Genomic DNA, 25,801 nt, shown 5'->3' with positions numbered 1-25,801 from the left:
CCCTAGGCATCCGGCTTGGCCATCCACCGGATGATCCCCATCGCCGGAAACAGCCACCCCATCCCTGCCACGATGAAATAGGGCATCAGCACCCAGATCGGCAGGCCGGGCGGAAACGCCAGGTAGACCGATGTAAAAATCGACAGCCACGCCACGATCGAGCCGAGGATCAGCAGGATGCCGAGTGCTTTGCGGTTACGCTGGGTCATGTGCGGCATCGCGCCTATTGCAGGGAGGTCTCGCCGGGCATACCACTCCCGCGCATCCACCGACACCGGGAAACCGCCGTGACAGCCGTCCAAAATGCCGCACTGAGCCAGACCATCATTGCCGGGGACCGCCTGCGCCCGGTGCGCATCTGGCTCTATGCCATCGCTCTCATGGTGCTGTGCATGGTCATGGTCGGCGGCATGACCAGGCTGACCGGGTCGGGCCTCTCCATCACCACATGGCGGCCGATTTCCGGCATCATTCCGCCGCTCAGCGAAGCCGACTGGCTGGCCGAATTCGCCGGCTACAAGCTGATCCCGCAATATGACGTCTACAATCACTGGATGACCCTGGAGGACTTCAAGGGCATTTTCTGGTGGGAGTGGATCCACCGCTTCCTCGGCCGCATGATCGGCTTCGCCTTCGCCATTCCCTTCGTGGTCTTCCTGCTGCAAAAGCGCCTGACCCGCGACATGGCCGTGCCGCTGGCCTGTCTGTTCCTGCTCGGCGGCTTCCAGGGCTTCCTGGGCTGGTGGATGGTCTCTTCGGGCCTCACCGAACTGACATCGGTGTCGCAATACCGCCTCGCCACGCACCTGACCGCCGCCCTGTTGCTGCTGCTGGCGCTAGTCTGGGTCGCCCGCCGCATGCGGCCGCAACCGACCGAGGGCAGGGTCACCCGCTTCAACATAGTCTCCATCGCCCTGCTGCTCGTCCTGCTGGTGATCCAGATCGCCGCCGGCGGCTTCGTGGCAGGCATCGACGCCGGCATGGGCTACAACACCTGGCCGCTGATGGAGGGCAAGTTCATCCCCGACGGTTTGGGCGCTTATGAACCGGGCTGGCGCAGCGTGTTCGAGCATGGCCTGACCGTGCAGTTCAATCACCGCATGCTGGCCTATGCCATCGCCGCAATGACCGCCGTGCTGCTGATCCTGCAGGCGCGCCGGGCAGGGCTGGGGGGCGTGCATCGCTGGCTGGTGCTGATCGCCGTGCTGGTGCTGGTCCAGGTGGGATTGGGCATCTCGACGCTCCTCTCCATGGTGCAGATCGACCTGGCCGTCAGCCACCAGGGCCTGGCCTTCGTCCTCGCCTCGAGCGTCTGCGCCTACCTCGCCGACCTCACCAAGACACATTCGCTGGGGATGCGGTAAGATAATACCGCATCCATAAGCCTTTGAAATATAACCTTATTTTTAAGGCGCTTGACCTGCGGCGAATCCTGCTCTAGTGGAGCCCCGAACGGGCCGCTTTTATCCTCGGATGAAGGCTGCAAGCCCCAGGAAATCTAGGGAATTCTAGCATGAGCACTTACTCGGCAAAACCGAGCGAGATCGAAAAGAAGTGGATCCTGATCGACGCCGATGGCCTCGTCGTGGGTCGCGTCGCTTCGATCATTGCCTCGCGCCTGCGCGGCAAGCACAAGCCCACCTTCACCCCCCATATGGACATGGGCGACAACATCGTCGTCATCAATGCCGACAAGGTGAAGCTCACCGGCCGCAAGCTGGACCAGCACAAGTTCTATTGGCACACCGGCTTCCCCGGCGGCATCAAGGACCGGACGGCCCGTCAGCTCCTGGAAGGCCGTTTTCCCGAGCGCGTGCTCGAAAACGCCGTCCGCCGCATGATGCCGGGCGGTCCGCTGACCCGCGCCCAGCTCAAGAATCTCCGCGTCTACTCGGGCGCCGAGCATCCCCACGAAGCGCAGAACCCGGCCAAGCTGGACGTTGCTGCGATGAACTCCAAGAATGCGCGGGTGAAGTAATATGGCCGAAACCATCAACTCCCTCGAAGACCTGGGCACCACCACTGTCGCTCCGGCCGTCAACACCGCTCCGGTGCACGAGCAGAAGCTCGACGCCCAGGGCCGCGCCTATGCCACCGGCAAGCGCAAGAACGCCGTCGCCCGCGTCTGGATCAAGCCGGGCAAGGGCACCGTGACCGTCAACGGCCGCGAATTTGCCACCTACTTCGCCCGTCCCGTTCTGCAGCTTATCGTCAAGCAGCCGATCGTCGCCACCGAACGTACCGACCAGTATGACGTCGTCGTCACCGTCGCCGGTGGCGGTCTGTCCGGTCAGGCCGGTGCCGTCCGTCACGGCATCTCCAAGGCGCTGAACTTCTTCGAGCCGGCTTTGCGCCCGGTGCTCAAGAAGGGTGGCTTCCTGACCCGCGACAGCCGCGTCGTCGAACGCAAGAAGTACGGCAAGGCCAAGGCCCGTCGTTCCTTCCAGTTCTCCAAGCGCTAAGCTTCGGATCATCAATGCAAGGGCCGGGAAACCGGCCCTTTTCTTTTGTCGCGCGCCTCCTACATCCACCGCGTCATTCCCGCGAAAGCGGGAATCTCCCTTACAGGGCGAGGGGGATTCCCGCTTTCGCGGGAATGACGCCGTGAGACCAACGCCATGCAAATCCTCGTCACCCGCTTCCACCTGCTGCTGTTGACCGTGACGCTGGCCATGTCTGGCGTCGGCGCTATCAGGATTCCCGCCGATTTCATCTTCTCCGCCCACTGGTCCGGCAATGCGGCCGACTGGCTCTGGCCACGCGAGGCCATTTTCGTGGCCCCGGTCGTTCAGCTCGGGCTCATGGCCGCCTTCTTCACCCTCGGCCGCCTGCTGACCAAGAACCACTACGCCAAATCCCAGCACATTCTCGATCCGGCCTTGACCACGCTGATGGGCGTGGTCGCCTCCACCCAGCTCGGCCTGCTGCTGTCAGGCATCGGTTCCGATCTCGATTTCATCCGAGTGACCGCCTACGCCCTGGGCGTAGCCCTGCTCCTGCTTGGCGTCATTCTGTTCGAGGCCGAACGCCATACCTATGCCGGCCTGCGCATGCCCTGGCCGGTGCGGAACGACCACGCCTGGCGCATCGTCCACCGGGCCGCCGGCCTTGCCTATGGCCTGGCGGGGCTGCTTCTGCTGGCGCTGGCCTGGCTCGATATGGGCCTCGCTTTGCTCACGATGTCCTTCGCCGCGGCCCTGTTGCTCCCCGCCGTCATCGCCGGATTCGCCACGCTGCTTTTCGACCGCCGCTGACACGATCAGCATTGTCATTGCCGCGAATGGTTTCGTCCCGGCAGAAATTTTTCCGATGCGGCGCGGAATCGAAAAGCCTTGCGCAGCGAATTATCGTTCAAACGGGTAGAATCGTGCTTAATTTCGAGGCGTGCAGCCCAATTGTTGGGCGGGCGCCTTGGCTCATTGCAGGTCAAAACATGTCACCCACCACTGTCTCAGCCGCCCGGACTCCGCGCGCGCCAAAACCGCTTTATCGCTCATTCGGCTTCCAGGTCCTGGCCGCGATGGTCATCGGCCTTATCCTTGGCTACATCGCCCGCCAGATGGGCCCCGACGCTGCCGGCGGCGCCAACTGGCTGGTCCAGACCCTGTCCACCGTCGGTTCGGCCTTCGTGTCGCTGCTGCGCGCGCTGGTGCCGGTGCTGGTCTTCACCGCCATCGTGGCGTCCATCGCCAATCTCCGTGAACTCCAGAACGCGGCCAAGCTGGTCTGGCAGACCCTGCTGTGGTTCGCCATCACCGCGCTGATCGCCGTGGCCATCGGCATTGCGCTCGGCCTCATCATCCAGCCGGGCCTCAATACCGCCGTTGCGGAAACCGCAGCCCGCGCCCCGTCTTCCAGCGGTTCGTGGCTCGACTTCCTCAAGGGCCTGATCCCGTCCAATATCCTGGGCCTGCAGGCCTCGACCCGCGTCTCCGACAGCGGCGCCACCACCAGCCTCAACTTCAACGTGCTGCAGATCCTGGTGGTTTCCATCGTCGTCGGTGTTGCCGCCCTCAAGGTCGGCCCGGCCGCCGACACCTTCCTGGCCTTCAACCGCTCCTTCCTCAAGATCGTCCACAAGATCCTGTGGTGGGTCATCCGTCTCACGCCCATCGGCACCATCGGCCTGCTCGGCAATGCCGTGGCCGTCTATGGCTGGGATGCCTTGGCTCAGCTCGGCTGGTACTCGGCAGCCATCTATATCGGCCTCGCCCTCGTGCTCTTCGTGGTCTATCCGGTGCTGCTGCAGGCCCATGGGCTCAACCCCATCCGCTACTTCCAGAGCGCCTGGCCGGCCATCCAGCTCGCCTTCGTGTCGCGGAGCTCCATCGGCACCCTGCCGGTCACCGAGCGCATCACGGAGAAGAACCTGGGCGTGCCGCGTGAATATGCCGCCTTCGCCGTGCCGCTCGGCGCCACCACCAAGATGGATGGCTGCGCCGCCATCTATCCGGCGATCTCGGCCATCTTCGTGGCGCAGTTCTTCGGTGTGCCGCTCGGCATCGAGCACTACCTGCTGATCGTCTTCGTGTCGGTCATCGGTTCGTCCGCCACCGCGGGCCTCACCGGCGCCACCGTCATGCTGACGCTGACCCTCTCCACCCTCGGCCTGCCCCTCGAAGGCGTCGGCCTGCTGCTCGCCGTCGATCCCATCCTCGATATGGGCCGCACCGCGGTCAACGTCGCCGGCCAGGCGCTGGTCCCGACCATCGTCGCCAAGCGCCAGGGCATTCTCGACCAGTCCGTCTACGACGCCGGCGAAAGCATCGACTCGCTCGATATCGCAGACGCTGTCCCGGCCGAATAGGGCAGGGCACATAGCCAGGATGAAAGGGGAGGTTTTCACCTCCCCTTTTGTTTGCCCGCGGCTCGACGAGTGAACATCCTCCTGTCTGCAGTGGAGCCACCCCTCGTCCCTCGTGGAAGAGGGGGGGCTAATTTCCTCGTTCAGAGGAAATTGCCGGGTGAGGGGGCTGCGCCATCCCATGCTTCATTGCCAATTGATAACGCGGCGCCCCCTCATCCGTCCGGAGCCTGCCCTCGGGCGCGACGCGACCCGGGGGAGCGCCTTCTCCCATGAGGGCAGAAGGGGACTCCGGCGGGTGTTGCTGGGGGTGTTCGACTGCTTTGGATGGCGCGCCAGCACCTGTCTCCGGCCAGGCGTCAACGCTCATGCCACACCCTGTCAGCAGCCTGTGGCACGACATGGCGATACCTCAGGAGATATCCAATGCTGGACCATATCGGCCTTCGCACCACGCAATTCGACACTCTGATCGCCTTCTACAAGGCCGCCCTGGCGCCTCTCGGCTACAAAGTGATGATGGAATTTCCCGGCACCGCCGGCATCGGCCGGGACTACCCCGATTTCTGGATCGGAGCCGACGACAAGGGCAGTTCCAACGTCCACCTGGCCTTCAAGATCGATGATCGCGAGGCAGTAGATGACTTCCACGCCGCCGCCCTCGCCAATGGCGGCAAGGACAACGGCGCACCAGGCCTGCGCGACTACACGCCGACTTACTATGCGGCCTTCATCATCGATCCTGACGGCAACAATCTCGAAGTGGTCTGCGACAAGCAATAGGACTGGAGACACGCCCTCGTGGTTCGAGGCTCGCGAAGAACTCGCACCTCACCATGAGAGCTACTGTTAGCTCGGTGTCCCAGTAGACCTCATGGTGAGGCGGGAGCGTAGCGACCCTCGAACCCACGAGGGCGTGGCACTACCCCACCAGCTTCAGCGCCGGTTTCTTGACCTTGCGCGGCTTCTTCGCCTTGGGCATGCGCGGCACATAGTTCGCCATCACCCGCTCGATCACCTTGATCGCCTTTTCCGCCCCGTCCTCGCCATGCAGCTTCTCGGCAATATCGGCGGCGTTGCGGCGATAGTCCGCGTTGGTGGAAAGGTCCGCCAGTGCCCCGGCCAGGATTTCCGAGGTCAGCTTGCGCAGCCGCACCGGCTTGGGTCCGCAGCCCAGCTCATAGACGCGGCGCCCCCAATAGGGCTGGTCCACCGTCTGCGGCACCACGAAGGTCGGCCGGCCCAGATGCAGCCCCGCCGACGTCGTGCCCGCGCCGCCGTGATGCACTACCGCCGACACATATTTGAACAGCTTGTCGTGCGGCGCCTTTTCAATGGCGAAGATCGTCTCGGGCAGGTCCTGCGGATTGATGCCGCCCCAACCGCGCGCCACCACGGCCCGGCCGCCCCACATGGCCACCGCTTCCTTGAGGATCTTGGTATTGCGCTCCGCCCCGAACGGCATCGAGCCGAAGCCGATATAGACCGGCGCCTCGCCCTCGGAGAGAAATTGCTGGAACTCGGCCGAGGGCTGCCAGTCGGTTCGGTCATGCAATTGCCAATAGCCGGTGACCAGCGCGCTTTTGGGCCAGTCGCGCGGGCGCGGCGAGACGATCGGCGAATAGGCATAGAGCGTCGTCAGCGACGTGCCGTCGGTATTGCGGAAGAAGCCGCCCTTCTTGCGCGCATCGAGCCCCATCAGCTCGCGCCGCAGCTTGTTGCGCGGCAGGTTGTAATAGATCTGCTGCACCGTCATCGCCGTATAGGTCAGCTTGTTGAAGGCCGGCCCGAAATCGGCGCCATAGTAGATGCAGAGCGGGAATTCGCTGGTCGAGTTCAGCGGCTGCAACGCCACCATGATCGCCGGAATATGCAGCGCCTCGGCAATGTCGATGCCGAAGCTGGTATTCATGTTGAGGATCAGCATGTCGGCGCCCTGGCACATATGCCAGGCATGGCGCGCTGCCGTATCGACGATCTGCTGCCCCTGCCGCAGCAGGGAGGGGCCGTTGATGAGCATGGACTGGCTCATCGCATTTTCGAATCGCTGCTGCGTCAGGAACGACTGGATCGACGGTCCGAGCGTGTGGAACTCGATTCCATAGCTCTCCACCATGCCCTGGAATTCTTCCGAGGCACCAAGGACGACTGAGTAGCCGCGCTCCCTGAGAGAGATAGCGAGGGCCAGATAGGGTTGAACGTCGCCTTGCGTGCCGATCGTGACAAGGGCAATGCGCTTCAAAGTCTTAACCTCACCATATGACCGTCTGGAGCCGAAGGTTGGCACCCCCCGGACCATTTACAATACCCCGTGGAGGATTTATGAACGGCCTGTCGATGCTGATTTCCTTACAAAAATCGCATCTGAAGGGCAAGGGACATGCGGTCGCTGTACACTGTTGCTAAGGTTGGAGCCTCGCTCGCCGCAAGTGCAGTGGCTGTGCTCGCCTCAGTGGCGGCGGCAAACGCCCGCTAGCTCTTCCCGCATGGCCTTGCTGGGGCCGGGAAGAGCCGAACACGAGACCGGCCCTGCCAGGGGTCACTTAACCCGTTCACAACCATAATTCCGCGATAATCACGGCCTCAATGAGAGGCGTGGCGCTCCGAGCGCGTCGCGGCCAGTTCAGGTCCCCTGAGGACCGCCGAGGAAATCATGAGCGACGACTTCCACAAAATCCGCCGTCTTCCCCCATACGTCTTTGCCCATATCGATCCGCTCAAGGCCAAGGCCCGCGCCGAAGGCGTCGACGTCATCGATCTGGGCATGGGCAATCCCGATATGCCGACGCCCCAGCACATCGTCGAAAAGCTGCAGGAAACGGTCAAGGACGGCCGCACCCACCGCTATTCCACCTCCCGCGGCATTCCTGGCCTGCGCAAGGCCCAGGCCAGCTACTATGGCCGCCGCTTCGGCGTGAAGCTCAATCCCGATACCCAGGTCGTCGCGACCCTCGGCTCCAAGGAAGGCTTCGCCAACATGGCCTCGGCCATCACCGCCCCCGGCGACGTGGTGCTGGTGCCCAATCCGACCTATCCCATCCATTCCTTCGGCTTCATCATGTCTGGCGGCGTCGTCCGCTCCATGCCGGCCGATCCGAACGAAGATTTCATGCGCTCGCTCGATCGGGCCGTGCGCCACTCCATCCCCAAGCCCATCGCTTTGGTGCTGAACTACCCGGCCAACCCGACCGCCTACACGGCCTCGCTCGATTTTTATACCGAGGTGGTCAAGTACTGCCGCGAGCACGACATCTTCATCCTCTCCGATCTCGCCTATTCCGAGATTTATTTCGACGAGAATGACCCGCCGCCATCCGTGCTGCAGGTGCCCGGCGCCATGGATATCTCGGTGGAATTCACCTCCATGTCCAAGACCTATTCCATGCCCGGCTGGCGCGTCGGCTTCGCCGTCGGCAACGAGCGCCTGATTGCCGCTCTGGCCCGCGTCAAATCCTACCTCGATTACGGCGCCTTCACCCCGATCCAGGTCGCCGCCGCCGCCGCCCTCAATGGCAGCGACGACGTGATCGACGAGGTCCGCAAGATTTACAAATACCGCCGCGACGTCATGGTGGAGAGCTTCGGTCGCTCCGGCTGGGATATTCCGGTGCCCAAGGCCACCATGTTTGCCTGGGCCCCGATTCCCGCCCAGTTCGCCCATCTCGGCTCGCTCGAATTCGCCAAGCTCCTCATCAAGGAAACCGGCGTCGGCGTTGCCCCCGGCGTCGGCTTCGGCGAATATGGCGACCAGTATATCCGCCTCGCCTTCGTCGAAAACGAACAGCGCATCCGCCAGGCCGCCCGCAACATCAAGAAGCTGCTGGGCTCCAAGACCGGCGCCGGCAACGTCGTCCCGCTGGTCGGGTCGGGCGCCTCTTGAGGGAGAGGGCGCCCATGTCGTGGGCGCCCAACTGATCAAATCGGTCCCCCGCCTGCCGCTCTCTCGATCAAATGGGGGTTTCCCCATACATCAAGCTGATCGCCGACGCGCTAAGGCGGCTGGGAAGTAGCAAGGGCAGGCACTCCCGTCCCACACCCGCGGCGTCACCCGGCCTTGAGCCGGGGCCCAACCCCAAACCGCGCCGCGGCAGCGAGGTGGTGGCGTGACGATCTCGCGGCTGTTGTGACATCCCGGGTTGCCTCAAGGCCGGGACGACCTCGCCGTGGCGGAGGCCCCGCAACCCACACAGGCCGCTGACTTTCCCACCAAACTCCTATTGACGGCTAGGCATATTCCTATGCAGATGGCGCCACCATGAGTGATATCGCTTCCTTCCGCCAAGCCGTCGAAACCTTCATCTCCGCCCGTGGCTGGACGCCGACACGGTTCGGCCGCACTGTCGCGGGCGATCCGCTCTTCGTCTTCGACCTGCGCGAGGGCCGCGAGCCGCGCTCCGATACCCGCGCCCGCATCCTCAAGGCCATGGCCGATTTCGGCGAGGGCGAGGGCCTGGCGCCCCTGCGCATCGGCGTCGCGGGCCTGGGCAATGTCGGCGCCACCCTGGTCCGCATCCTGCAGAAGGACGGCGCCGAGCTGACCCGAAAACTTGGCCGCCAACTGGTGGTGACGGCCGTTGCCGCGCGCTCGCGTTCCCGCGACCGCGGCATTGATATTTCCGGGCTCGACTGGTTCGACGATCCGGTAGCCCTGGCCAAGTCCGACGGCATCGACCTTTTCGTCGAACTCATCGGCGGCGAAGACGGCCCGGCTTTCGCCGCGGTCAAGGCCGCGCTCGAAATCGGCCGCCCCGTCGTCACCGCCAACAAGGCTTTGCTCGCCAAGCATGGCGTCACGCTCGCCCGCCTGGCCGAGGAATCCGGCGCCCAGCTCGGCTTCGAGGCCGCCGTGGCCGGTGGCATCCCCGTCATCAAGACCCTGCGCGAGGGCCTGGGCTCGGCCCGCATCGCCAAGGTCTTCGGCATCATGAACGGCACCTGCAACTATATCCTCACCCGCATGGGCAATGAGGACATCAGTTTCGCCGATTGCCTCAAGGATGCGCAGGCGCTCGGCTATGCCGAAGCCGATCCCACCTTCGACGTCGAAGGTTTCGACACCGCCCACAAGCTCTCGATCCTCGCCACGCTCTGCTTCGGCTACGAGATCGCGCCCGACGAAATCCGCGTGGAAGGCATTTCCCGCATTACCCAGCACGACATCAAGGTCGCCGCCGAGCTCGGCTACAAGATCAAGCTGCTCGGCATTGCCCAGCGCACCGATCAGGGCATCGAGCAGCGCGTCCATCCGACCTTCGTGCCCAAGGGTTCGGCCATTGCCGGCGTCGATGGCGTGATGAATGCCGTGGCGCTCGAAACCGACCATGTCCACGAACTGCTGCTGGCCGGGCCCGGCGCCGGCGGCCCGCCCACGGCCTCCTCGGTGCTGTCGGATATCCTCGATATCGCCCGCGGCACCCGCGTTCCCCCGCTCGGCGTGCCCAGCGACGAATTGCTGCCCTATAAGCAGGCGCCGATGCGCGCCCACGATGGCGGCTACTATATCCGCCTCAATGCCAAGGATGTGCCCGGCGCCCTGGCCGCTATTGCGACCCGCATGGGCGAGCGCGGCATTTCCATCGATAGTGTCATCCAGCGGTCCGATTTGGGCGCTAAAGCCGTCGCGCCGGATGGCTCGCCCACTCGGACGGTGGTGATGATCACGCAACAGACTTTGGAATCGGCCGTGCGTGAATCGCTTGCACAGATCGCCGAGGACGGGTTTATCGTCGGTGAACCGCAGTTGATCCGCATAGAGACGCTGTAGCGCCTGGCTGATTGCTGTTTTCCAACGGGTCATTCCCGCGAAAGCGGGAATCTCCCTTTGCCATGCGCAAGGAAACCGGGACTCCCGCCTTCGCGGGAATGACGCGGTGATGCTGCCGACCGGTTGCGGTCCCTGGCGAGTCTTGGGGGAGGAAGTATGAGACTGAGCAAGGCCGGGGACGAAAAGAGCCCCGCCAATCTGCATCGCAGCCTGACGCTGGAACTGGTACGCGTCACCGAGCGCGCCGCCATCGCCGCCGCCGAATGGCGCGGCAAGGGCAATGAGCAGGCGGCCGACGAAGCCGCCGTTCTCGCCATGAAGGCCGAGCTCGACCGCGTCGCCATTTCCGGCCGCATCGTCATCGGCGAGGGCGAAGCCGGCGAGGTCGATACTCTGTTTATCGGCCAGTCCGTCGGGGCCGGGCAGGGGCCTGAAGTCGATATCGCCGTCGATCCGCTCGAAGGCGTCACCCTCTGCGCCAAGAACCAGCCCGATTCCATCGTCGTGCTGGCCATGGCCGAACGCGGGGGCCTGCTCAACGTCGCCCGCAACGTCTATATGCACAAGATCGCCATCGGCGCCGAATACGCCCCCGGCACTGTCCATATCGACTGGACCGCCACCGAAAACGTCAAGGCGCTCGCCAAAGCCAAGGGCGTACCGCTCAGCGAAATCACCGCCATCGTGCTCGATCGCCCGCGCCATGCCGCCCTCATCGAGGAACTGCGCACCACCGGCGTCGCCGTCAAGCTCATCAGCGATGGCGACATTGCCGGCGTCATCCACGCGGTCAACACCGAGGATACCGGCATCGACATCTATCTCGGCTCCGGCGGCGCCCCCGAAGGCGTTTTAGCCGCCGCCGCCTTGCGCTGCATTGGCGGCCAGATGCAGGGCAAGCTCATCCTCGACACCTCGTCCAAGCGCGAACGCGCCGTCACCATGGGCATCACCGACCCCAACCGCATCTACGACGTCACCGAACTGGCCGCCGGCGACGTCCTCGTCGCCGCCACCGGCGTCACCGACGGCACCCTGCTCGAAGGCATCCGCCTCCGCCGCCGCTCGGTCGAAACCTCAACCATCGTCATGCGCTCTTGGAGCCAGACCGTCCGCTGGATCAAGGCGCAGCACGCGAGATAGTGCCACGCCCTCGTGGTTCGAGGCGCTGAAGAAGCGCACCTCACCATGAGGGCTGATGATACATCGAGTTCCCAGCAGCCCTCATGGTGAGGTGCGAGCTCTTCGCGAGCCTCGAACCACGAGGGCGTGGCACTAACCCCTCGCCCCTTGAGGGAGAGGGTGGTTTTCCGCGTTCAGCGGAAAACCGGGTGAGGGGTTCTGCGCCATCCCATGTTTTGATGGTTGTGGATAGCGCAGGACCCCTCATCCGCCCTTCGGGCACCTTCTCCCTCAAGGAGGGAGAAAGGGACCTCGACCGCGCCCCTCAAATCGCCTACCTCTCCCCCATGCTCGACGCGCCGCGCCCCTTCCTTGACGTCACCCGCTCGGTCACCGGCCGCGCCTGGACCGACCGGCTGGACACCACCACCACCCGCACGGCCACCGCCATTGCCCAGCGCGCGGGCATTTCCGAAATTCTCGCCCGCATCATTGCCGCCCGCGGCGTTGGGCTGGACGAGGCGGCGGCCTACCTTGAGCCCACCATCCGCGGTCTGATGCCCGACCCGTCCACGCTCACCGCCATGGATACCCTCGCCGACCGCCTGGCCAAAGCCATCGCCGACAACGAAGCCATCGCCCTGTTCGGCGACTACGACGTCGACGGCGCCTGTTCCTGCGCCCTCATGGCCCGCTACCTGCGCCATTTCGGCATCGAGCCGCAGGTCCACATCCCCGACCGCATTTTTGAAGGCTACGGCCCCAATATCGCGGCCATGGACAAGCTGATCGACGCCGGCGCCACCCTCGTCATCACCCTCGATTGCGGCACCACCAGCGACGGCCCCATCGCCCATGCGCGCGGCCGGGGCGCCGATGTGCTGGTTATCGACCACCACCTCAGCGACCACGACCTCCCCGACGCCACCGCTCTGGTCAATCCCAACCGTCCCGACGACATTTCCGGCCTCGGCTACCTCTGCGCCGCCGGCGTCACCTTCATGGTGCTGGTCGCCGTCAACCGCGCCCTGCGCAATCGCGGCGATACCGGCCTGCCGGACCTGCTGAAACTGCTCGATCTCGTGGCCCTGGCCACCGTCTGCGATGTCGTCCCGCTCACCGGCCTCAACCGCGCCTTCGTGGTGCGTGGGTTGGAGGTCGCCCGCCGTGGCGACAACAAGGGCATTGCCGCCCTCGCATTGGCCGCCCGCCTCAGTGGCCCGCTCAATCCCTACCATCTCGGCTTCATCATCGGCCCGCGCATCAATGCCGGCGGCCGCATCGGCAATGCCGCCATGGGCACCGAGCTGCTCACCGTGGAAGACGAACACCACGCTCTCGCCCTCGCCGCCCGCCTCGACGAGCTCAATTCCGAGCGCCAGCGCATCGAGGTCGAGGCGGTGGAGGAAGCCGCGGCCGTGGCCGAAATGGAAATCGGCAATGGGGAGGGGCCGCCGGTCCTCGTTCTCGCCTCCGCCAATTGGCATCCCGGCGTCGTCGGCCTCATCGCCGCCCGCCTGCGCGAGCGCTTCGAGCGCCCCACCTTCGCCATTGCCCTGGGGCCCGACGGCACCGGCACCGGCTCGGGCCGCTCCATGCCCGGTGTCGATCTCGGTCGCGCCGTCATCGAGGCTGTCGAGCGCGGCCTCATCGCCAAGGGTGGCGGTCACGCCATGGCGGCCGGCGTCACCATCAGGCCGGGCCAGCTCGGCCCCTTCCGCTCCTTCCTCGTCGAAACGCTGTCCGTCGATGTCACCGCCGCCCGTGCCGCTACGGCGCTCTCCATCGACGCGGCCCTCACCGCCCGCGGCGCCAGCCTCGATCTGGTGCATGATCTGGAGCGGGCAGGGCCCTACGGCGCGGGCAATCCCGGCCCGCTTTTTGCCTTTCCCGCACACCGCGCCAAATTCGCCCAGGTCGTCGGCAAGGGCGGCCATGTCAGCTTCACCCTCACCTCCGAAGACGGTGCCCGCCTAAAGGCCATCGCTTTCCGCGCCGCCAGCACCGCCATCGGCGATGCCCTGCTGCGCGATGGCGACTCGGCCTTCCATTTTGCCGGCGCGCTCTCCATCGATCACTATCAGGGCCGCGAGCAGGTGCAGCTCCGGCTCACCGACCTGGCCCGGCCCAAGGGCTGACCGTTCCCACCGGACACCTCATGGTGAGCCTGTCGAACCACGAAAACTGCTGCTTGCATATCCTCTTACGGCGGCTAAACTGTCGGGAGGCATGGCCCGAAACACGGTTTTCAGAGCGGGCCCATGCCGCCAACGCTTACATTAAGGCGGCAGCTCAAGCGTCGCCGCCAGGTTTAGTAAATTTGGACAAAGCGGCCCAATGACCAAGTCCGTCGTAGAGAATACCAATACCGGCGCCACGCCGTGGACCAGTTTTGCTTCCTGGGCAGTCGAACGCATCGGCGTTGCCCTGATTGGCAAGCCACGCTATGGCGCCCTCACCGTCATCTTTCCCAATGGTCGCACCCGCACCGTCGGCAATCCGTCGACCGGCGAACACGCCACCCTGCGGCTCAACAATTTCCGCGTCCTGAGCGAGGCAATGCAGCGCGGCACGGTCGGCTTCGCTTCGGCCTATATGGCGGGCGATATCGAGTCCGATGACCTCACGGCCTTGTTCCGCTTCTTCCTGCAGAATCGCGACATGTTCGAGCATGCCAATCCCGGCTTCTTCCGCCGTGCCGCGACTGACCTGCATTATCACCTGTCGCGCCGCAACACACTGGAAGGCTCCAGGAAGAACATCGCTGAGCACTACGATCTCGGCAATGACTTTTACGGCCAGTGGCTCGACCCTTCGATGACCTATTCCTCGGCGGTATTCACCTCCGGCGACCAAAGCCTCGAGGAAGCCCAACTCGCCAAATACCGCCGCGTCGCCGACATGGCCGGCGTCACCGAGGGCTCGTCGGTCCTCGAGATCGGCTGCGGCTGGGGTGGCTTCGCTGAAACCGTTGCCCGCGACTACAAGGCCCATCTGCGCGGCATTACCCTGTCGGCCGAACAGCTCAAATTCGGCCTCGAACGCCTGGCTCGCCAGGGCCTCGACAAGTTCGCCACCCTGGTCTTCGAGGATTATCGCCATACCGAAGGCCAGTTCGACCATATAGGCTCCATCGAGATGATCGAGGCGGTGGGCGAGGACAACTGGCCCAGCTATTTCCAGACCGTGCATGATCGCCTCAAGCCTGGCGGCACTGCCGCCATCCAGGCCATCACCATCAACGAGGCCGATTTCGAGGGCTACCGCAGCGGGCCGGACTTCATCCAGCGCTACATCTTCCCCGGCGGCATGCTGCTCACCAAGACGGTGATGAAGGATTTCGGCGACAGGTACAATCTGGTGCTGGAAAACGTCGAGACCTTCCGCCTCAGCTACGCCAAGACGCTGAAACTCTGGCGCGAGCGCTTCCTCGAACGCTGGCCGATGATCGCCCCGCTCGGCTATGATGAAGAGTTCAAGCGCAAGTGGGTCTATTACCTCTCCTATTGCGAAGCCGGCTTCACCGAAGGCTCCATCGACGTCGGCATCTACAAATATCGCAAGCCGGCCTGACCGGGTTTTTCTGCGCTTTCCGTTTGCCCCAGGCCCACCACGCCACCCGGGAGACCTACTGGTGAGCCCGTGGAACCAGGGCAGGGGCTAGTGCGCCATCTGAATTAGATTTGGAACTCGGCTGTGCCCCAAAAGTGGAGCCACCCTCGCCCCTTGAGGGAGAGGGTGGTTCTTCCGCGTTCAGCGGAAGAACTGGGTGAGGGGTTTGCGCTCGCCCATGCTTCGACGCTCCGGATCATTCGCCCTTCGGGCACCGTATCTCGCAAGGGAGAAGGGAAGGGCGTATGCGAGACGGTCAGATCTCAGGCCGTGCGGGGGCGAACGGGTCGACCCAAGTACCGTTTCGCATCGAAGGGGAGGTGTTAGGATGGTATTGCTAGGAGGCCCCTTCGCTCCGGGCCCCAATGGCCCCGGATAGCGCATACCGTCATGATGGTTGGCGCCACCACAAGCTCAAATGCTGCAAGGAAGGGTTCCTGGTACGGCCACGGGGAATCGAACCCCGCTCTGCACCGTGAGAGGGTGCCGTCCTAACCGATAGACGATGGCCGCGGACCTAGGAACTTCCGGCTCAATATAGGCCATTCCACATCAAGAAGGAATGGTACGCCCTAGGGGAGTCGAACCCCTCTCTGCACCGTGAAAGGGTGCCGTCCTAACCGATAGACGAAGGGCGCCTGAGCGCTGGTGGACCGTATAGTTGGGGGATGTCCGATGTGCAACCCCCTGTGCGCCCAAAGCCGATTTTTTTAACAGCCCGAGAAGGTCACCGGCCGGCTGTAGCCACGCGGACGGTCGCGCACGTCCACATGGATGAACGATTTGCCCGGATAGCAGCCCAGGCCCCCCACGCTGCCGGTCTGCATGGCAAAGGCGATGAGCTGGCCCTTGTCGACGCCCGGAATGTAAAAATCGGCCGCCATGCATTTGGTGTGATAGGAATTGTCCGCTCCGCCCGCCGCGCTGTTATGCTGGCCGTCGCGATAGCCTGAATTCATGATGACCTTGCGGCCGAAATGGCCCTCGAATTCCCAGATCAGGAAGCGCAGCTTGGGGGCGATGCAAAGCGCATTGACCTCGCGGCTGGAAACGAAGGTGCCCCAGTCGCTGCGTTTGCCGGCATAGCCCGCACCGCTCGAGCTGGCGAACATGGCCATGGGGGCACAGGCCGCTAACGTGAGGGCGGTAACCATCAAGGCGGCGATGGAGCGGGTCTTGGTCAGCATGGCGACTTCCGGAAACCGCCTGTTGCGCGGGCGCAACAGGCAATGGTCCATTCTGTGAAGTCGCTAAAATACGAGTCTTTTCGCTAACCGCCGGCTAAGCGTGACGGTTAGCGAAATGCTAACAGTCTGCTAGCCAATTCCTACCACTTGCCGGTGTTTGGCATCGACAGCCACGGCTCCTGCGGCGGCAGCGAACCGTCCTGGATCAGCTCCACCGAAATCCCGTCCGGCGAGCGCACGAAGGCCATGTGCCCATCGCGCGGCGGCCGGTTGATGGTGATGCCCATGTCGCTAAGGTGCTGGCAGAGCTTGTAGATATCCTGTGTGCGATAGGCCAGGTGCCCAAAATTGCGCCCGCCGGTATACTCTTCGGGATCCCAGTTATAGGTCAGCTCCACCTCACCCCCGGCATCGCCGGGCGCGCGCAGGAAAATCAGCGTATAACGACCCTTCTCATTCTCGCTCCGCCGCACCTCCTCCAGCCCCAACCCCTCGCAATAGAACCGCAGGCTGTCCTCGACATTGGTCACCCGGACCATGGTGTGCAGGTACTTCATGGCGCGCTTCTCCTTGGCGAAATCGTTGCAGATGGCCTAGCAAGCGCGCGTCCGCGCTGCAACCGGTGCAATTCCAAACAGAGTCTTAACAATTGCCTTTGAATCGGACAGAGTGTCCCCCTGTCTTGTGGAGTACCTCGCGACGGCGAGGCGAGTACGAAGGGCTTGGGGAGCATGGGGGCCAAGTTTACTGGCGATGGCGAAGAGGGCGCGAACCTGTCCGGCGAGACAGGATCGGCTGCCCATACTGACGCGCTGTCCCAGGATGGCGGCCAGGACGCCACGATCGAAGTGTCCGGCGCCATCAAGTGGTTCGATGCCGGCAAGGGCTTCGGTTTCATCGTGCCCGACAATGGCATGCCCGATGTGCTGCTGCATGTGACCTGCCTGCGCCGCGACGGCTACCAGACGGCCTATGAAGGCGCCCGTATCGTCGTCGAAGCGCTCAATCGCCCCGGCGGACTGCAGGCTTTCCGCATCGTCTCGATGGACGAATCGACCGCTCGCCATCCGGCCCAGATGCCGGCGCCGCGCACTCATGTCGTCGTGGAACCGACCTCGGGCATGGTTCGGCTTGAAGTGAAGTGGTTCAACCGCATCCGCGGCTTCGGCTTCCTTTCGGCCGGCGAGGGCACGCCCGACATTTTCGTCCATATGGAAACCCTGCGCCGCTTCGGCATTACCGAGCTGCGTCCCGGCCAGTATGTGCTGGTGCGCTACGGCAATGGACCCAAGGGCCTTATGGTCGCCGAAATCCGGCCCGATGGTTGGGGCGACGCACCGTCCTCCCACTAGGAAATCCGCCATGATGATGTTTGCCCAACGCCTTGCCCCGGTGCTGCGCCGTGCCGCCGTGGTGATAGCCATCGGCGCCGTGGCGCTGCCGCTGGCGGCCTGCAGCGACGAGGGCAAGCTGGTGCTGCATTCCTCGACCGGCGACTATAGTTTCAACGTGGAAGTGGTGGATACGCCCGAAAGCCGCGCGCAGGGGCTGATGTATCGCACCGAGCTGGCCGACGATGCCGGCATGCTGTTCGACTTCAAGGAAGAACGCCCGGTGTCGTTCTGGATGCGCAACACCTTCATTCCGCTCGACATGGTGTTTGTCGGGGCCGACGGGGTGGTGAAAACCATCCATGTCAACGCCCGTCCACACGATATCACCTCCATTCCCTCCGAAGTGCCGGTGCAGTTCGTGCTGGAAATTCCGGGCGGCCGCTCGGAGGAAATCGGGCTGAAGCCCGGCGATACGATGGAACACGACCGGGTGACGAAACCGGCCAACTGACCTACAGCCGGTGGATGACCATGCAGTCGATCACCGCCCAGAGATGCAGGCTGGCCCCGGCAACCACGAAGACATGCCACAGCGCGTTCTGGAACTTGAGCTTTTCCCACAGGTGGAAAACGATCCCCAGCGAATAGGTGATCCCGCCTGCCAGCAGCAGCCACATCGTGCTGACGGGCAGCGTCTGCGCCAGTGACTGGAACACCAGGACGCCGCTCCAGCCGATCGCCAGGTAGAGCACGATGGCGAGCCGTCCGAACCGCTCCGGCACGATCAGCTTGAGCGCCACCCCGATCAGCGAAGCGCCCCAGACGAAGGTGGTCATCAAGACGCCCGTCGTGGTGCCGCCGATGACGGCCAGGAAGGGCGTATAGGAGCCGGCGATGAACAGGAATATGGCCGCCTGGTCGAAGCGGGCCAGCAGCTTCTTGATCGGCGATACCGGCCACAGATTATAGGCCAGCGACACCCCGAGCACCGCCACCAGCGAGCCGACATAGACCACCAGGGCAGGGGCGATCTCCGGCGCCGTCTCCAGAACGGCATAGGCCAGCAGCACCGAGCCGGCCACGATGGCGACGATCAGCCCCAGCACATGTACCACGCCGTCCACCACCACTTCGGCAAGGGTGAACGGCCGCTGCTCGCGGCTCCACCATGAATATCTTGCCACTGGCTTTTGCACTTATGTCTCCTTGTCGCCGACCTTGCCGCAGGGAAGTGACCAGATTATTGCGCCAAAGCGGTCATCGTGCGGCATTGTAAAGCCTCACTCAACGCATCTGGTGAATAACCCGTTGCCCGGCAAGGCGCGCGCTTGACGGGTAACGCTAGCGTTACTACTGCATCGGTGAACCGCTCTGGAACACGCATGCCCCCGCTCCCCCTCCTTGTCGCCCTGGCCGACCCAACCCGTTGCCGCATCATCGAAATTCTGCATGCCGGCCCCCAGCCGGTGCATGTGCTCACGAGCCATTTCGATATCAGCCGCCCCGCCATCTCGCGCCATCTGCGGGTGCTCAAGCAGGCCAAGCTCATCAGCGAAAAGAAATCAGGGCGGGAAAACCGCTATGCGCTCCATGCCGGTCGCCTCAAGCCGGTGCTGGACTGGCTCGATACGATGGCGGCGGCCGATAAGCCCGTAAGCGAGCCGGGGCCGGCAGCAAAGCCGGCCCTGGTCGCCGCGTCGGCTCCACCCATAATGGGACCCCCGAAGCCGGCCCGCGAAAAAGCCGCCTCGCAGATGGGCTTTGATTTCTAGTCCCGGTATTCCACGCCCAACTCCCTCAGCGCCCGCCAGGCGACGCGGCAGGTCTGCGGCCGATGCCCCGGCGCATGCAGCAGGAACACGTCCGGAATACCCGCCACCTTGGCGACTTCCAGCTTCGCACCGGTATCGGAGACGTTACGGATGATACAGGGCAGGCTGGTTTTGCCGAAGCTGATCAGGGCTTCGATACTCGTGTTCCGGCGTGGGGCCATCCTGCGTTCGAGCAGCAGGGCCGATTTTCCGGCATGGAGTTTGGACAGGTCGCGCATACCATCAGCTACCGATGCCGCCCTTGCCGAAATCTTAAGGCCCGGCTGCCGCCACGCGACGCCGTTACCCGTGTCTCTACCCATAAGCTACATTTGTAAGGAAACTGGCGATCCCGGGAGGACTCGAACCTCCGACCAACAGCTTAGAAGGCTGCTGCTCTATCCAGCTGAGCTACGGGACCAGCGCATTGGCCCCATTTAACGCATTTTCGCGTAAAGGAAATGCCCTTGTGCGAGGCTAACGCACAACCAGGGCCGGCGATAGCGACGCCGGTGCGGTGGGGGCAGGGGGGCGAGCGGTGGTGCCGCGCACGATCATTTCCGAGCTCAGCACCATATGCATCGGCACCCGGCTGCGGCGCTCACCCTCGATCAGGTCGATCAGTGCCCCGGCGGCGATCCGCCCCAGCGCCGCGCGGGGCTGGCGCATGGTGGTGAGCGGCGGCCAGATATGCGCCGCCAGCACCAGGTCGTCGAACCCCACCACCGACACGTCGTCCGGGCAGTCCAGCCCATGCTGGCGCAGGCCGGAGATAAAGCCCACGGCGCTTTCGTCATTGGCCGCGAAAATCGCCGTCGGCCGGTCGGCAATGCTGATGAAACGCCCAGCCGCGGCGCGACCGGCCTCCATCTCGAACCCGCCGGCCAGCACCCACTCCGGGCATATGGGCAGGCCCGCCGCCTGCATAGCGCGGGCATAGCCCTGTTCCCGCTCGGCGGTCAGCACATTGCCGTCGGGTCCCCTGATATGGCCGATTCGGCGATGGCCGAGGTCGATGAGATGGCGCGTGGCCCGTTCGGCGGCGTAGCCATTGTCGGTCTTGACCGTATGGAAGGGCGCGTTGGGGATTTCCTCACAGGCCACGATCAGCGGGACGGGCGTCGGGTCGCCGGTCAGCATCATCAGTTGTTCGAGGTCCACCGAGCCATCGAGCAGCAGCAGGCCGTCGACGCGGTTGGAGAGGAAGTAGTCCCGCATGCGCAGGCCCGAATCCATGCGCGGGAAACGATTGGCCACCAGCACGCCATAGCCGCGGGACGCCGCCTCTCGCTCCACCGCATCGAGGATGACCGAGAAGAACGAATTGCCGATATCGGGCAGGGCGACGAGGATCGTCCGGGCGGTTCGCTGGCGCAGCGAGCGGGCCGACTGGTTGGGTGTGTAGCCGGTGACGCGAACGGCCTCGGAAATACGCGCACGGGTCTGCTCGCTTACCCGTTCCGGGCTAGAAAGGGCGCGGCTCACAGTCGCCGTGGACACATTTGCGAAACGCGCAACGTCTTGAATTGTCGGCGTTTTCTTTACCAGAGTCATGCCTGGCAGCGCCCCCTCTCGCTGTCAGTAACCCAAACTGTCTAAATCGGTATTGACAGGTGCGCAAGGCGTGTACGAAACTAATGCAATCGATTGCAGAGGTTTCGGGAGCCGAACGATGCAATCGATTACACGCCGCCAGCACGGGATGCTTCGCAAGAAGGCAACCTTGCGGCTGGCAGCTTCGCGGGAGCGCTTCGCTCCAAGTGATCGTTGGGAGGACATTCTATGAAGAAGTTTGCAGTGGTTGCCGCTATGGCGACCGCTTTGCTCGGGTCGACTGCTGTCATGGCGGCAGACCTCGAAGTGACGCACTGGTGGACGTCGGCTGGTGAAGCCGCCGCCGTGGCCGAATTTGCTCGCGTGTTCGAAGAGCAGACCGGCAATCATTGGGTGGATAGCGCCCTTGCTGGCTCGGGCACTGGTGCCAACCCCGTCATCATCAGCCGTATCATCGGCGGTGACCCGATGGGTGCGACCCAGATGAATACCGGCCGTGACGCCGAGGAGCTGATCCAGGCTGGCCTGATCCGCGACCTGACGCCGATCGTCGAAGAAATGGGCGGCCTCGACTTCTACGTCGATCAGTCGCTGCTTGCTCCGTGCACCTACGACGGCAAGATCTACTGCTTCCCGGTCAACATCCACTCGTGGGATTGGCTGTGGCTCTCCACCAAGGCCTATGAGACGATCGGTCAGCCGGTTCCCAAGGACTGGAATGAGTATGTCGCCTCCTGGCCTGCTCTCGAAGAAGCCGGCATCCTGCCGTTCGGCCTGGCCACCGGCTGGCCGTTCTCGGGTATCCCGGGCGTGCTGATGTCGGGTCTGGGTGGTTCGGACCTCGTCCTCGCCATCAACCGCGACAAGAGCGCCGACGCTGTTCGTGGCCCCGAATTCCGCAAGGTTGCCGAGGCTCTCGACCACCTGCGCAGCGTGATCTCGCCTGACATGATGGTCCCGTCCTTCGGTGACGTCGGCAATCAGCTGCTCGAAGGCACTGCTGCCGGCAATATCCACGGCGACTGGTTGCAGGGTGACCTGCAGGTGGCCGGCGGCGTTCCCGGCGTGGACTATGAATGTCTCCCGGCTCTCGGCCTCGGCGATCAGCTGACCGGCGGCGGCGACTCGTTCTACTTCCCGGTCCTGCCTGAAGGCACCGACCCGGCAGTGATCCAGGCCCAGACCGATCTGGCCAAGATCCTGATCTCGCCTGAAGCCCAGCTCGCCTTCAACCTGAAGAAGGGCTCCATGCCGATCCGCACCGACATCGACCTGTCGGGTGCCAATGCTTGCATGGCCAAGGCATTGAAGCTGCTCGACAACGGTCTGCTGCCTTCTGGCGACTTCGCACTCTCCAGCGATACCCAGCAGCAGATGCAGGATCTCAACACCGAGTTCCTCGACGACGACAGCATCACCGTCGATGACTACATCGAGCGCTACGCTTCGATCATCGAGTCGGCGGAGTAATCCTCCGGCGACTTGGATGGGATTGAGTTCTCATCGTTGAAAGCGGTGGTCGGCCTTGATTGGCAAGGTCGACCACTTTCTTATGGAGAGACTGATGGCGGATACAGCCGTTCAGAGGGTAGAGGGCGCCGGAATATCCGGTCAGCGCGGCTTCCTTCGAAAAACCTTCGTTCACAACCTGCCCGCCAAGATTGCGGCTCTGCCGATGATCGCCACCGTGCTGATCGTCTTTGTCGGCTGCACTGTCTGGACCATCTATTATTCATTCACTAACTCGAAGCTCCTGCCGACCGGCAAGTTCGTCGGCTTCGAGCAGTATGAACGCCTTTTCGGCACCTCGCGCTGGAACGTCTCGGTCACCAACCTGATCAGCTACGGCGCGATGTCGCTGGTGTTCACGCTGGTCCTGGGCTTCCTGCTTGCCGTGCTGATGGATCAGAAGATTCGCTTTGAAAGCGCCTTCCGCACCATCATGCTCTATCCCTTCGCCCTCAGCTTCATCGTGACGGGTCTTGTCTGGCAGTGGATCATGAACCCCACGCTGGGCCTGCAGACCACGATCCGCAATCTGGGCTGGACCGGCTTCAGCTTCGACTGGATCGCCAATCCGCGCATGGTGCTGTTTGCGCTGTTGATCGCCGGGTTGTGGCAGGGCGTCGGCTTCTGCATGGTGCTCATGCTTGCCGGCCTGCGCGGCGTCGACGACGAGATTTGGAAAGCCGCCCGCGTTGACGGCATCCCCACCTGGCGTACCTATATCTCGATCGTGCTGCCCATGATGCGCGGCGTGCTGGTGACTGCCGTGGTGCTGATCGGCTCCGGCATCGTCCGCCTCTATGACCTCGTCGTGGCGCTGACCAATGGCGGTCCCGGCATCTCCTCGGAAGTGCCCGCCAAATACGTCTACAACTACATGTTCTCGGGCGGCAATATCGGCCAGGGCCTGGCCGCGGCGAGCATGATGCTGTTGACTGTCGTCATCATCATGATCCCCTGGGCCTATCTCGAATTTGGCGGAAAGGGACGTCAGTCATGAGCCAGACCGCAACCATGGCCGGCTCCGCACCGGATACTGCCGTCGGCGTCGAGCCGCGTGGACCCCGGCCCAAGCCGTTCTTCACCCCCACCAAGATCATCATCTATTCGGTGCTGGTTTTCTTCACCCTCTACTTCCTGTTTCCGCTCTATGTGATGGTGGTGACGTCGTTCAAGACGATGCCGGAAATCCGTTTCGGCAACATTTTCGCCCTCCCCAACCAGATTAATTTCGACGCCTGGATCAAGGCATGGACCAGCGCCTGCACCGGCCTTACCTGCGAGGGTCTGGCGCCCGGTTTCTGGAATTCGGTCAAGATCACCATTCCCAGCACCATCGTTTCGATCTTCATTGCGGCGGTAAACGGCTATGCGCTGATCAATTGGCGCTTCAAGGGCTCGGAACTCTTCTTCGCCATCCTCATCTTCGGCTCGTTCATCCCCTACCAGGTGTTCCTCTATCCTCTGGTGATGATCACCCGTGAAATGGGTATTTTCGGCACCCTGCAGGCCGTCATCATTGTCCACACCATCTTCGGCATGCCGATCCTGACGCTGCTGTTCCGCAACTATTTCGGCTCGCTGCCGCAGGAGCTGTTCAAGGCCGCGCGCGTCGATGGGGCAGGGTTCTGGCGCATCTTCTTCGAGATCATGCTGCCCATGTCGCTGCCGATCTTCGTGGTGGCGCTGATCCTGCAGGTTACCGGCATCTGGAACGACTTCCTGTTCGGCGTGGTCTTCGCCGGGACGAAGAACCTGCCGATGACCGTCCAGCTCAACAACATCGTCAATTCGGCTCAGGGTACGCCGGAATACAACGTCAACATGGCTGCGACCGTGCTGACGGGTCTGGTACCCCTGATCATCTACTTTGTGTCCGGCAAGCTGTTTGTTCGCGGCGTCGCCGCCGGCGCCGTGAAGGGATAATCTCAATGCAACATAGCGTTTCCATCCGCGATCTATCGCTCAACTTCGGCAACGTGAAGGTGCTCGAGACTCTCAATCTCGACATCGAGCAGGGCGAGTTCATCGTCCTGCTCGGGCCCTCCGGTTGCGGCAAGTCCACGCTGCTCAACTGCATCGCCGGCCTGCTCGACGTGTCCGCCGGCCAGATCTTCATCAATGGCAAGAACGTCACCTGGGAAGAGCCCAAGGACCGCGGCATCGGCATGGTGTTCCAGTCCTACGCGCTCTACCCGCAGATGACGGTCGAGCGGAACCTCAGCTTCGGCCTGCGCGTCGCCGGGATGAAAAAGGAAGAGATCGAGCGCCGCGTCGCCCGCGCCGCCGAAATCCTCCAGATCCAGCCGCTGCTAGGCCGCAAGCCGGCCAATCTGTCGGGCGGCCAGCGCCAGCGCGTGGCCATCGGCCGTGCCTTGGTCCGTGACGTGGACGTGTTCCTGTTCGACGAGCCCTTGTCCAACCTCGATGCCAAGCTCCGCTCGGACCTGCGCGTCGAGATCAAGCGGCTGCATGCGCGGCTCAAGAACACCATGATCTACGTGACCCACGACCAGATCGAGGCCCTGACGCTGGCCGATCGCATCGCCATCATGAAAAATGGCGTGATCCAGCAGCTCGCCGATCCGCACACCATCTACAACAAGCCGGTCAATCTCTACGTCGCCGGCTTCATCGGCTCGCCATCGATGAATTTCATCGAAGGCACGCTGGACGGTTCGTCCTTCACCGCCGAAGACGGCACGGTGGTTCCGGTCGCGACCTACGACTTTGCCGACAAGTCGAAGGCATCGGGCAAGGCCGTGCTGGGTGTTCGTCCCGAGCATATCCTCATCGGCGAAGAGGCATCCAGGATGCCCTACAATGCCGAAGTCGAGATCGAGATCGTCGAGCCCATGGGTTCGGACACGCTGGCCTGGACCAAGATCGCGGGCCGTCCCGTGACCTTCCGTGCCGCCAGCGATGTCCACCTCGAACCCGGCCAGAAGCTGGTTGTCGGGTTCGACCCGGCTCGCGGTTCGTTCTTCAGCTCCGAGACCACCGAGCGTCTCTAGCATCGGCTTCGTCAAGCTGCGGCGGCGCCTCCGGGCGCCCCGCTCCTGTCCGCCGCCGCCTCCCGGCCAGATATTACTTTTGCGGTGATTGGC

The 25,801-nt window shown here is 63.5% G+C and carries 25 protein-coding genes and 3 tRNA genes; 18 read left to right on the top strand and 10 right to left on the bottom strand.

Annotated elements, in window-relative coordinates:
- Nucleotides 1-2: 2 nt before the first annotated feature.
- On the bottom strand, nt 3-209 hold the full coding sequence (locus ASD04_RS03075; protein ID WP_162245097.1) for a DUF2842 domain-containing protein: 207 nt from the start codon (nt 207-209) through the stop codon (nt 3-5).
- Nucleotides 210-287: 78 nt separating this feature from the next.
- On the opposite strand from ASD04_RS03075, the gene ASD04_RS03070 reads away from it, so the two are divergent.
- From ASD04_RS03070 to ASD04_RS03045, 6 genes are all read left to right on the top strand, one after another.
- A complete protein-coding gene (locus ASD04_RS03070) occupies nt 288-1,364 on the top strand; it encodes a COX15/CtaA family protein (protein WP_056252277.1) in 1,077 nt (358 codons plus the stop codon).
- Between the two features lie 149 nt (nt 1,365-1,513).
- On the top strand, nt 1,514-1,978 hold the full coding sequence (gene rplM / locus ASD04_RS03065; RefSeq protein WP_056252274.1) for a 50S ribosomal protein L13: 465 nt from the start codon (nt 1,514-1,516) through the stop codon (nt 1,976-1,978).
- Nucleotide 1,979: 1 nt separating this feature from the next.
- Entirely contained in the window at nt 1,980-2,462 is a 483-nt protein-coding gene (gene rpsI / locus ASD04_RS03060) for a 30S ribosomal protein S9 (RefSeq protein WP_056252273.1), read from the top strand.
- 156 nt (nt 2,463-2,618) lie between these two features.
- Nucleotides 2,619-3,254, top strand: coding sequence for an SdpI family protein (locus ASD04_RS03055; RefSeq protein ID WP_056252270.1), 636 nt, complete (start codon nt 2,619-2,621; stop codon nt 3,252-3,254).
- Between the two features lie 179 nt (nt 3,255-3,433).
- Entirely contained in the window at nt 3,434-4,807 is a 1,374-nt protein-coding gene (locus tag ASD04_RS03050) for a dicarboxylate/amino acid:cation symporter (protein WP_056252267.1), read from the top strand.
- A gap of 423 nt (nt 4,808-5,230) precedes the next feature.
- On the top strand, nt 5,231-5,587 hold the full coding sequence (locus tag ASD04_RS03045; protein WP_056252264.1) for a VOC family protein: 357 nt from the start codon (nt 5,231-5,233) through the stop codon (nt 5,585-5,587).
- 139 nt (nt 5,588-5,726) lie between these two features.
- Here the strand turns inward: ASD04_RS03045 and ASD04_RS03040 are convergent, their stop codons facing one another.
- Nucleotides 5,727-7,046, bottom strand: a complete 1,320-nt coding sequence (locus ASD04_RS03040; protein WP_056252260.1) for a glycosyltransferase — start codon at nt 7,044-7,046, stop codon at nt 5,727-5,729.
- 411 nt (nt 7,047-7,457) lie between these two features.
- Here ASD04_RS03040 and ASD04_RS03035 point away from each other — a divergent pair, with 411 nt between their 5' ends.
- The 5 genes from ASD04_RS03035 to ASD04_RS03015 all read left to right on the top strand — a co-directional run bounded on the left by ASD04_RS03035 (nt 7,458) and on the right by ASD04_RS03015 (nt 15,263).
- Nucleotides 7,458-8,684: an LL-diaminopimelate aminotransferase gene (locus ASD04_RS03035; RefSeq protein ID WP_056252257.1), complete on the top strand. Its 1,227-nt coding sequence runs from the start codon at nt 7,458-7,460 to the stop codon at nt 8,682-8,684.
- Between the two features lie 543 nt (nt 8,685-9,227).
- The gene (locus ASD04_RS03030; protein WP_056252858.1) at nt 9,228-10,568 is read left to right on the top strand and encodes a homoserine dehydrogenase; all 1,341 of its coding nucleotides are present in this window, start codon (nt 9,228-9,230) and stop codon (nt 10,566-10,568) included.
- Between the two features lie 156 nt (nt 10,569-10,724).
- Entirely contained in the window at nt 10,725-11,711 is a 987-nt protein-coding gene (gene glpX / locus ASD04_RS03025) for a class II fructose-bisphosphatase (protein ID WP_056252254.1), read from the top strand.
- Between the two features lie 326 nt (nt 11,712-12,037).
- On the top strand, nt 12,038-13,828 hold the full coding sequence (recJ, locus tag ASD04_RS03020; RefSeq protein ID WP_056252854.1) for a single-stranded-DNA-specific exonuclease RecJ: 1,791 nt from the start codon (nt 12,038-12,040) through the stop codon (nt 13,826-13,828).
- Nucleotides 13,829-14,027: 199 nt separating this feature from the next.
- Complete coding sequence (locus ASD04_RS03015; protein ID WP_082530939.1) at nt 14,028-15,263, top strand: cyclopropane-fatty-acyl-phospholipid synthase family protein; 1,236 nt, start codon at nt 14,028-14,030, stop codon at nt 15,261-15,263.
- Between the two features lie 477 nt (nt 15,264-15,740).
- Here the strand turns inward: ASD04_RS03015 and ASD04_RS03010 are convergent.
- From ASD04_RS03010 to ASD04_RS02995, 4 genes are all read right to left on the bottom strand, one after another.
- Nucleotides 15,741-15,815: transfer RNA gene (locus ASD04_RS03010), tRNA-Glu, on the bottom strand.
- 50 nt (nt 15,816-15,865) lie between these two features.
- A tRNA-Glu gene (locus ASD04_RS03005) sits at nt 15,866-15,940 on the bottom strand.
- Nucleotides 15,941-16,012: 72 nt separating this feature from the next.
- On the bottom strand, nt 16,013-16,489 hold the full coding sequence (locus ASD04_RS03000; RefSeq protein ID WP_162245096.1) for a D-Ala-D-Ala carboxypeptidase family metallohydrolase: 477 nt from the start codon (nt 16,487-16,489) through the stop codon (nt 16,013-16,015).
- A 140-nt stretch (nt 16,490-16,629) separates the two neighbouring features.
- A complete protein-coding gene (locus ASD04_RS02995; RefSeq protein ID WP_056252248.1) occupies nt 16,630-17,046 on the bottom strand; it encodes a VOC family protein in 417 nt (138 codons plus the stop codon).
- Nucleotides 17,047-17,220: 174 nt separating this feature from the next.
- Between ASD04_RS02995 and ASD04_RS02990 the strand changes: the two genes are divergently transcribed.
- Nucleotides 17,221-17,841 (top strand): cold-shock protein, encoded by a 621-nt coding sequence (locus ASD04_RS02990; protein ID WP_082530938.1) that lies wholly within the window; start codon nt 17,221-17,223, stop codon nt 17,839-17,841.
- A 10-nt stretch (nt 17,842-17,851) separates the two neighbouring features.
- On the top strand, nt 17,852-18,334 hold the full coding sequence (locus ASD04_RS02985) for a DUF192 domain-containing protein (protein WP_056252245.1): 483 nt from the start codon (nt 17,852-17,854) through the stop codon (nt 18,332-18,334).
- Nucleotide 18,335: 1 nt separating this feature from the next.
- On the opposite strand, the gene ASD04_RS02980 is transcribed toward ASD04_RS02985, so the two are convergent.
- Nucleotides 18,336-19,007 (bottom strand): hemolysin III family protein, encoded by a 672-nt coding sequence (locus ASD04_RS02980; RefSeq protein WP_244488231.1) that lies wholly within the window; start codon nt 19,005-19,007, stop codon nt 18,336-18,338.
- Between the two features lie 198 nt (nt 19,008-19,205).
- Here ASD04_RS02980 and ASD04_RS02975 point away from each other — a divergent pair, with 198 nt between their 5' ends.
- Nucleotides 19,206-19,595: a metalloregulator ArsR/SmtB family transcription factor gene (locus tag ASD04_RS02975; RefSeq protein WP_056252237.1), complete on the top strand. Its 390-nt coding sequence runs from the start codon at nt 19,206-19,208 to the stop codon at nt 19,593-19,595.
- Here the strand turns inward: ASD04_RS02975 and ASD04_RS02970 are convergent.
- The 3 genes from ASD04_RS02970 to ASD04_RS02960 form a co-directional block, all read right to left on the bottom strand.
- Nucleotides 19,592-19,873: a PilZ domain-containing protein gene (locus ASD04_RS02970; RefSeq protein ID WP_056252233.1), complete on the bottom strand. Its 282-nt coding sequence runs from the start codon at nt 19,871-19,873 to the stop codon at nt 19,592-19,594. The genes ASD04_RS02975 and ASD04_RS02970 overlap by 4 nt on opposite strands.
- A gap of 105 nt (nt 19,874-19,978) precedes the next feature.
- Nucleotides 19,979-20,055: transfer RNA gene (locus tag ASD04_RS02965), tRNA-Arg, on the bottom strand.
- 56 nt (nt 20,056-20,111) lie between these two features.
- Nucleotides 20,112-21,188 carry a LacI family DNA-binding transcriptional regulator gene (locus ASD04_RS02960; RefSeq protein WP_082530937.1) on the bottom strand — a complete coding sequence of 359 codons (1,077 nt, stop codon included), beginning with the start codon at nt 21,186-21,188 and terminating at the stop codon, nt 20,112-20,114.
- Nucleotides 21,189-21,416: 228 nt separating this feature from the next.
- On the opposite strand from ASD04_RS02960, the gene ASD04_RS02955 reads away from it, so the two are divergent.
- The 4 genes from ASD04_RS02955 (at nt 21,417) to ASD04_RS02940 (ending at nt 25,708) form a co-directional block, all read left to right on the top strand.
- Nucleotides 21,417-22,658: an ABC transporter substrate-binding protein gene (locus ASD04_RS02955; RefSeq protein WP_056252228.1), complete on the top strand. Its 1,242-nt coding sequence runs from the start codon at nt 21,417-21,419 to the stop codon at nt 22,656-22,658.
- A 94-nt stretch (nt 22,659-22,752) separates the two neighbouring features.
- Entirely contained in the window at nt 22,753-23,694 is a 942-nt protein-coding gene (locus ASD04_RS02950; RefSeq protein WP_082530936.1) for a sugar ABC transporter permease, read from the top strand.
- The gene (locus ASD04_RS02945; protein WP_056252226.1) at nt 23,691-24,620 is read left to right on the top strand and encodes a carbohydrate ABC transporter permease; all 930 of its coding nucleotides are present in this window, start codon (nt 23,691-23,693) and stop codon (nt 24,618-24,620) included. The genes ASD04_RS02950 and ASD04_RS02945 overlap by 4 nt, the downstream gene beginning before the upstream one ends.
- Before the next feature lie 5 nt (nt 24,621-24,625).
- The gene (locus tag ASD04_RS02940) at nt 24,626-25,708 is read left to right on the top strand and encodes an ABC transporter ATP-binding protein (RefSeq protein WP_056252224.1); all 1,083 of its coding nucleotides are present in this window, start codon (nt 24,626-24,628) and stop codon (nt 25,706-25,708) included.
- Nucleotides 25,709-25,801: the final 93 nt, after the last annotated feature.

The sequence above is a fragment of the Devosia sp. Root436 genome (assembly GCF_001426345.1).
GTDB lineage: Bacteria > Pseudomonadota > Alphaproteobacteria > Rhizobiales > Devosiaceae > Devosia.
This window is presented reverse-complemented; position numbering and strand designations above follow the sequence as displayed.

What these genes read in the sequence shown, in the direction of transcription:
- ASD04_RS02950 (WP_082530936.1), top strand. Translation starts at nt 22,753, where the DNA reads ATGGCGGATACAGCCGTTCAGAGGGTAGAGGGCGCCGGAATATCCGGT.
- ASD04_RS02985 (WP_056252245.1), top strand. Translation starts at nt 17,852, where the DNA reads ATGATGATGTTTGCCCAACGCCTTGCCCCGGTGCTGCGCCGTGCCGCC.
- ASD04_RS02970 (WP_056252233.1), bottom strand. Translation starts at nt 19,873, where the DNA reads ATGCGCGACCTGTCCAAACTCCATGCCGGAAAATCGGCCCTGCTGCTC.
- glpX (WP_056252254.1), top strand. Translation starts at nt 10,725, where the DNA reads ATGAGACTGAGCAAGGCCGGGGACGAAAAGAGCCCCGCCAATCTGCAT.
- ASD04_RS02990 (WP_082530938.1), top strand. Translation starts at nt 17,221, where the DNA reads ATGGGGGCCAAGTTTACTGGCGATGGCGAAGAGGGCGCGAACCTGTCC.
- ASD04_RS02975 (WP_056252237.1), top strand. Translation starts at nt 19,206, where the DNA reads ATGCCCCCGCTCCCCCTCCTTGTCGCCCTGGCCGACCCAACCCGTTGC.
- ASD04_RS02940 (WP_056252224.1), top strand. Translation starts at nt 24,626, where the DNA reads ATGCAACATAGCGTTTCCATCCGCGATCTATCGCTCAACTTCGGCAAC.
- ASD04_RS03030 (WP_056252858.1), top strand. Translation starts at nt 9,228, where the DNA reads ATGGCCGATTTCGGCGAGGGCGAGGGCCTGGCGCCCCTGCGCATCGGC.
- ASD04_RS02995 (WP_056252248.1), bottom strand. Translation starts at nt 17,046, where the DNA reads ATGAAGTACCTGCACACCATGGTCCGGGTGACCAATGTCGAGGACAGC.
- ASD04_RS02955 (WP_056252228.1), top strand. Translation starts at nt 21,417, where the DNA reads ATGAAGAAGTTTGCAGTGGTTGCCGCTATGGCGACCGCTTTGCTCGGG.
- ASD04_RS03000 (WP_162245096.1), bottom strand. Translation starts at nt 16,489, where the DNA reads ATGCTGACCAAGACCCGCTCCATCGCCGCCTTGATGGTTACCGCCCTC.
- ASD04_RS02960 (WP_082530937.1), bottom strand. Translation starts at nt 21,188, where the DNA reads ATGACTCTGGTAAAGAAAACGCCGACAATTCAAGACGTTGCGCGTTTC.
- rplM (WP_056252274.1), top strand. Translation starts at nt 1,514, where the DNA reads ATGAGCACTTACTCGGCAAAACCGAGCGAGATCGAAAAGAAGTGGATC.
- ASD04_RS03050 (WP_056252267.1), top strand. Translation starts at nt 3,434, where the DNA reads ATGTCACCCACCACTGTCTCAGCCGCCCGGACTCCGCGCGCGCCAAAA.
- ASD04_RS03035 (WP_056252257.1), top strand. Translation starts at nt 7,458, where the DNA reads ATGAGCGACGACTTCCACAAAATCCGCCGTCTTCCCCCATACGTCTTT.
- ASD04_RS03075 (WP_162245097.1), bottom strand. Translation starts at nt 209, where the DNA reads ATGACCCAGCGTAACCGCAAAGCACTCGGCATCCTGCTGATCCTCGGC.
- ASD04_RS03015 (WP_082530939.1), top strand. Translation starts at nt 14,028, where the DNA reads ATGACCAAGTCCGTCGTAGAGAATACCAATACCGGCGCCACGCCGTGG.
- ASD04_RS03045 (WP_056252264.1), top strand. Translation starts at nt 5,231, where the DNA reads ATGCTGGACCATATCGGCCTTCGCACCACGCAATTCGACACTCTGATC.
- rpsI (WP_056252273.1), top strand. Translation starts at nt 1,980, where the DNA reads ATGGCCGAAACCATCAACTCCCTCGAAGACCTGGGCACCACCACTGTC.
- ASD04_RS02945 (WP_056252226.1), top strand. Translation starts at nt 23,691, where the DNA reads ATGAGCCAGACCGCAACCATGGCCGGCTCCGCACCGGATACTGCCGTC.
- ASD04_RS03055 (WP_056252270.1), top strand. Translation starts at nt 2,619, where the DNA reads ATGCAAATCCTCGTCACCCGCTTCCACCTGCTGCTGTTGACCGTGACG.
- recJ (WP_056252854.1), top strand. Translation starts at nt 12,038, where the DNA reads ATGCTCGACGCGCCGCGCCCCTTCCTTGACGTCACCCGCTCGGTCACC.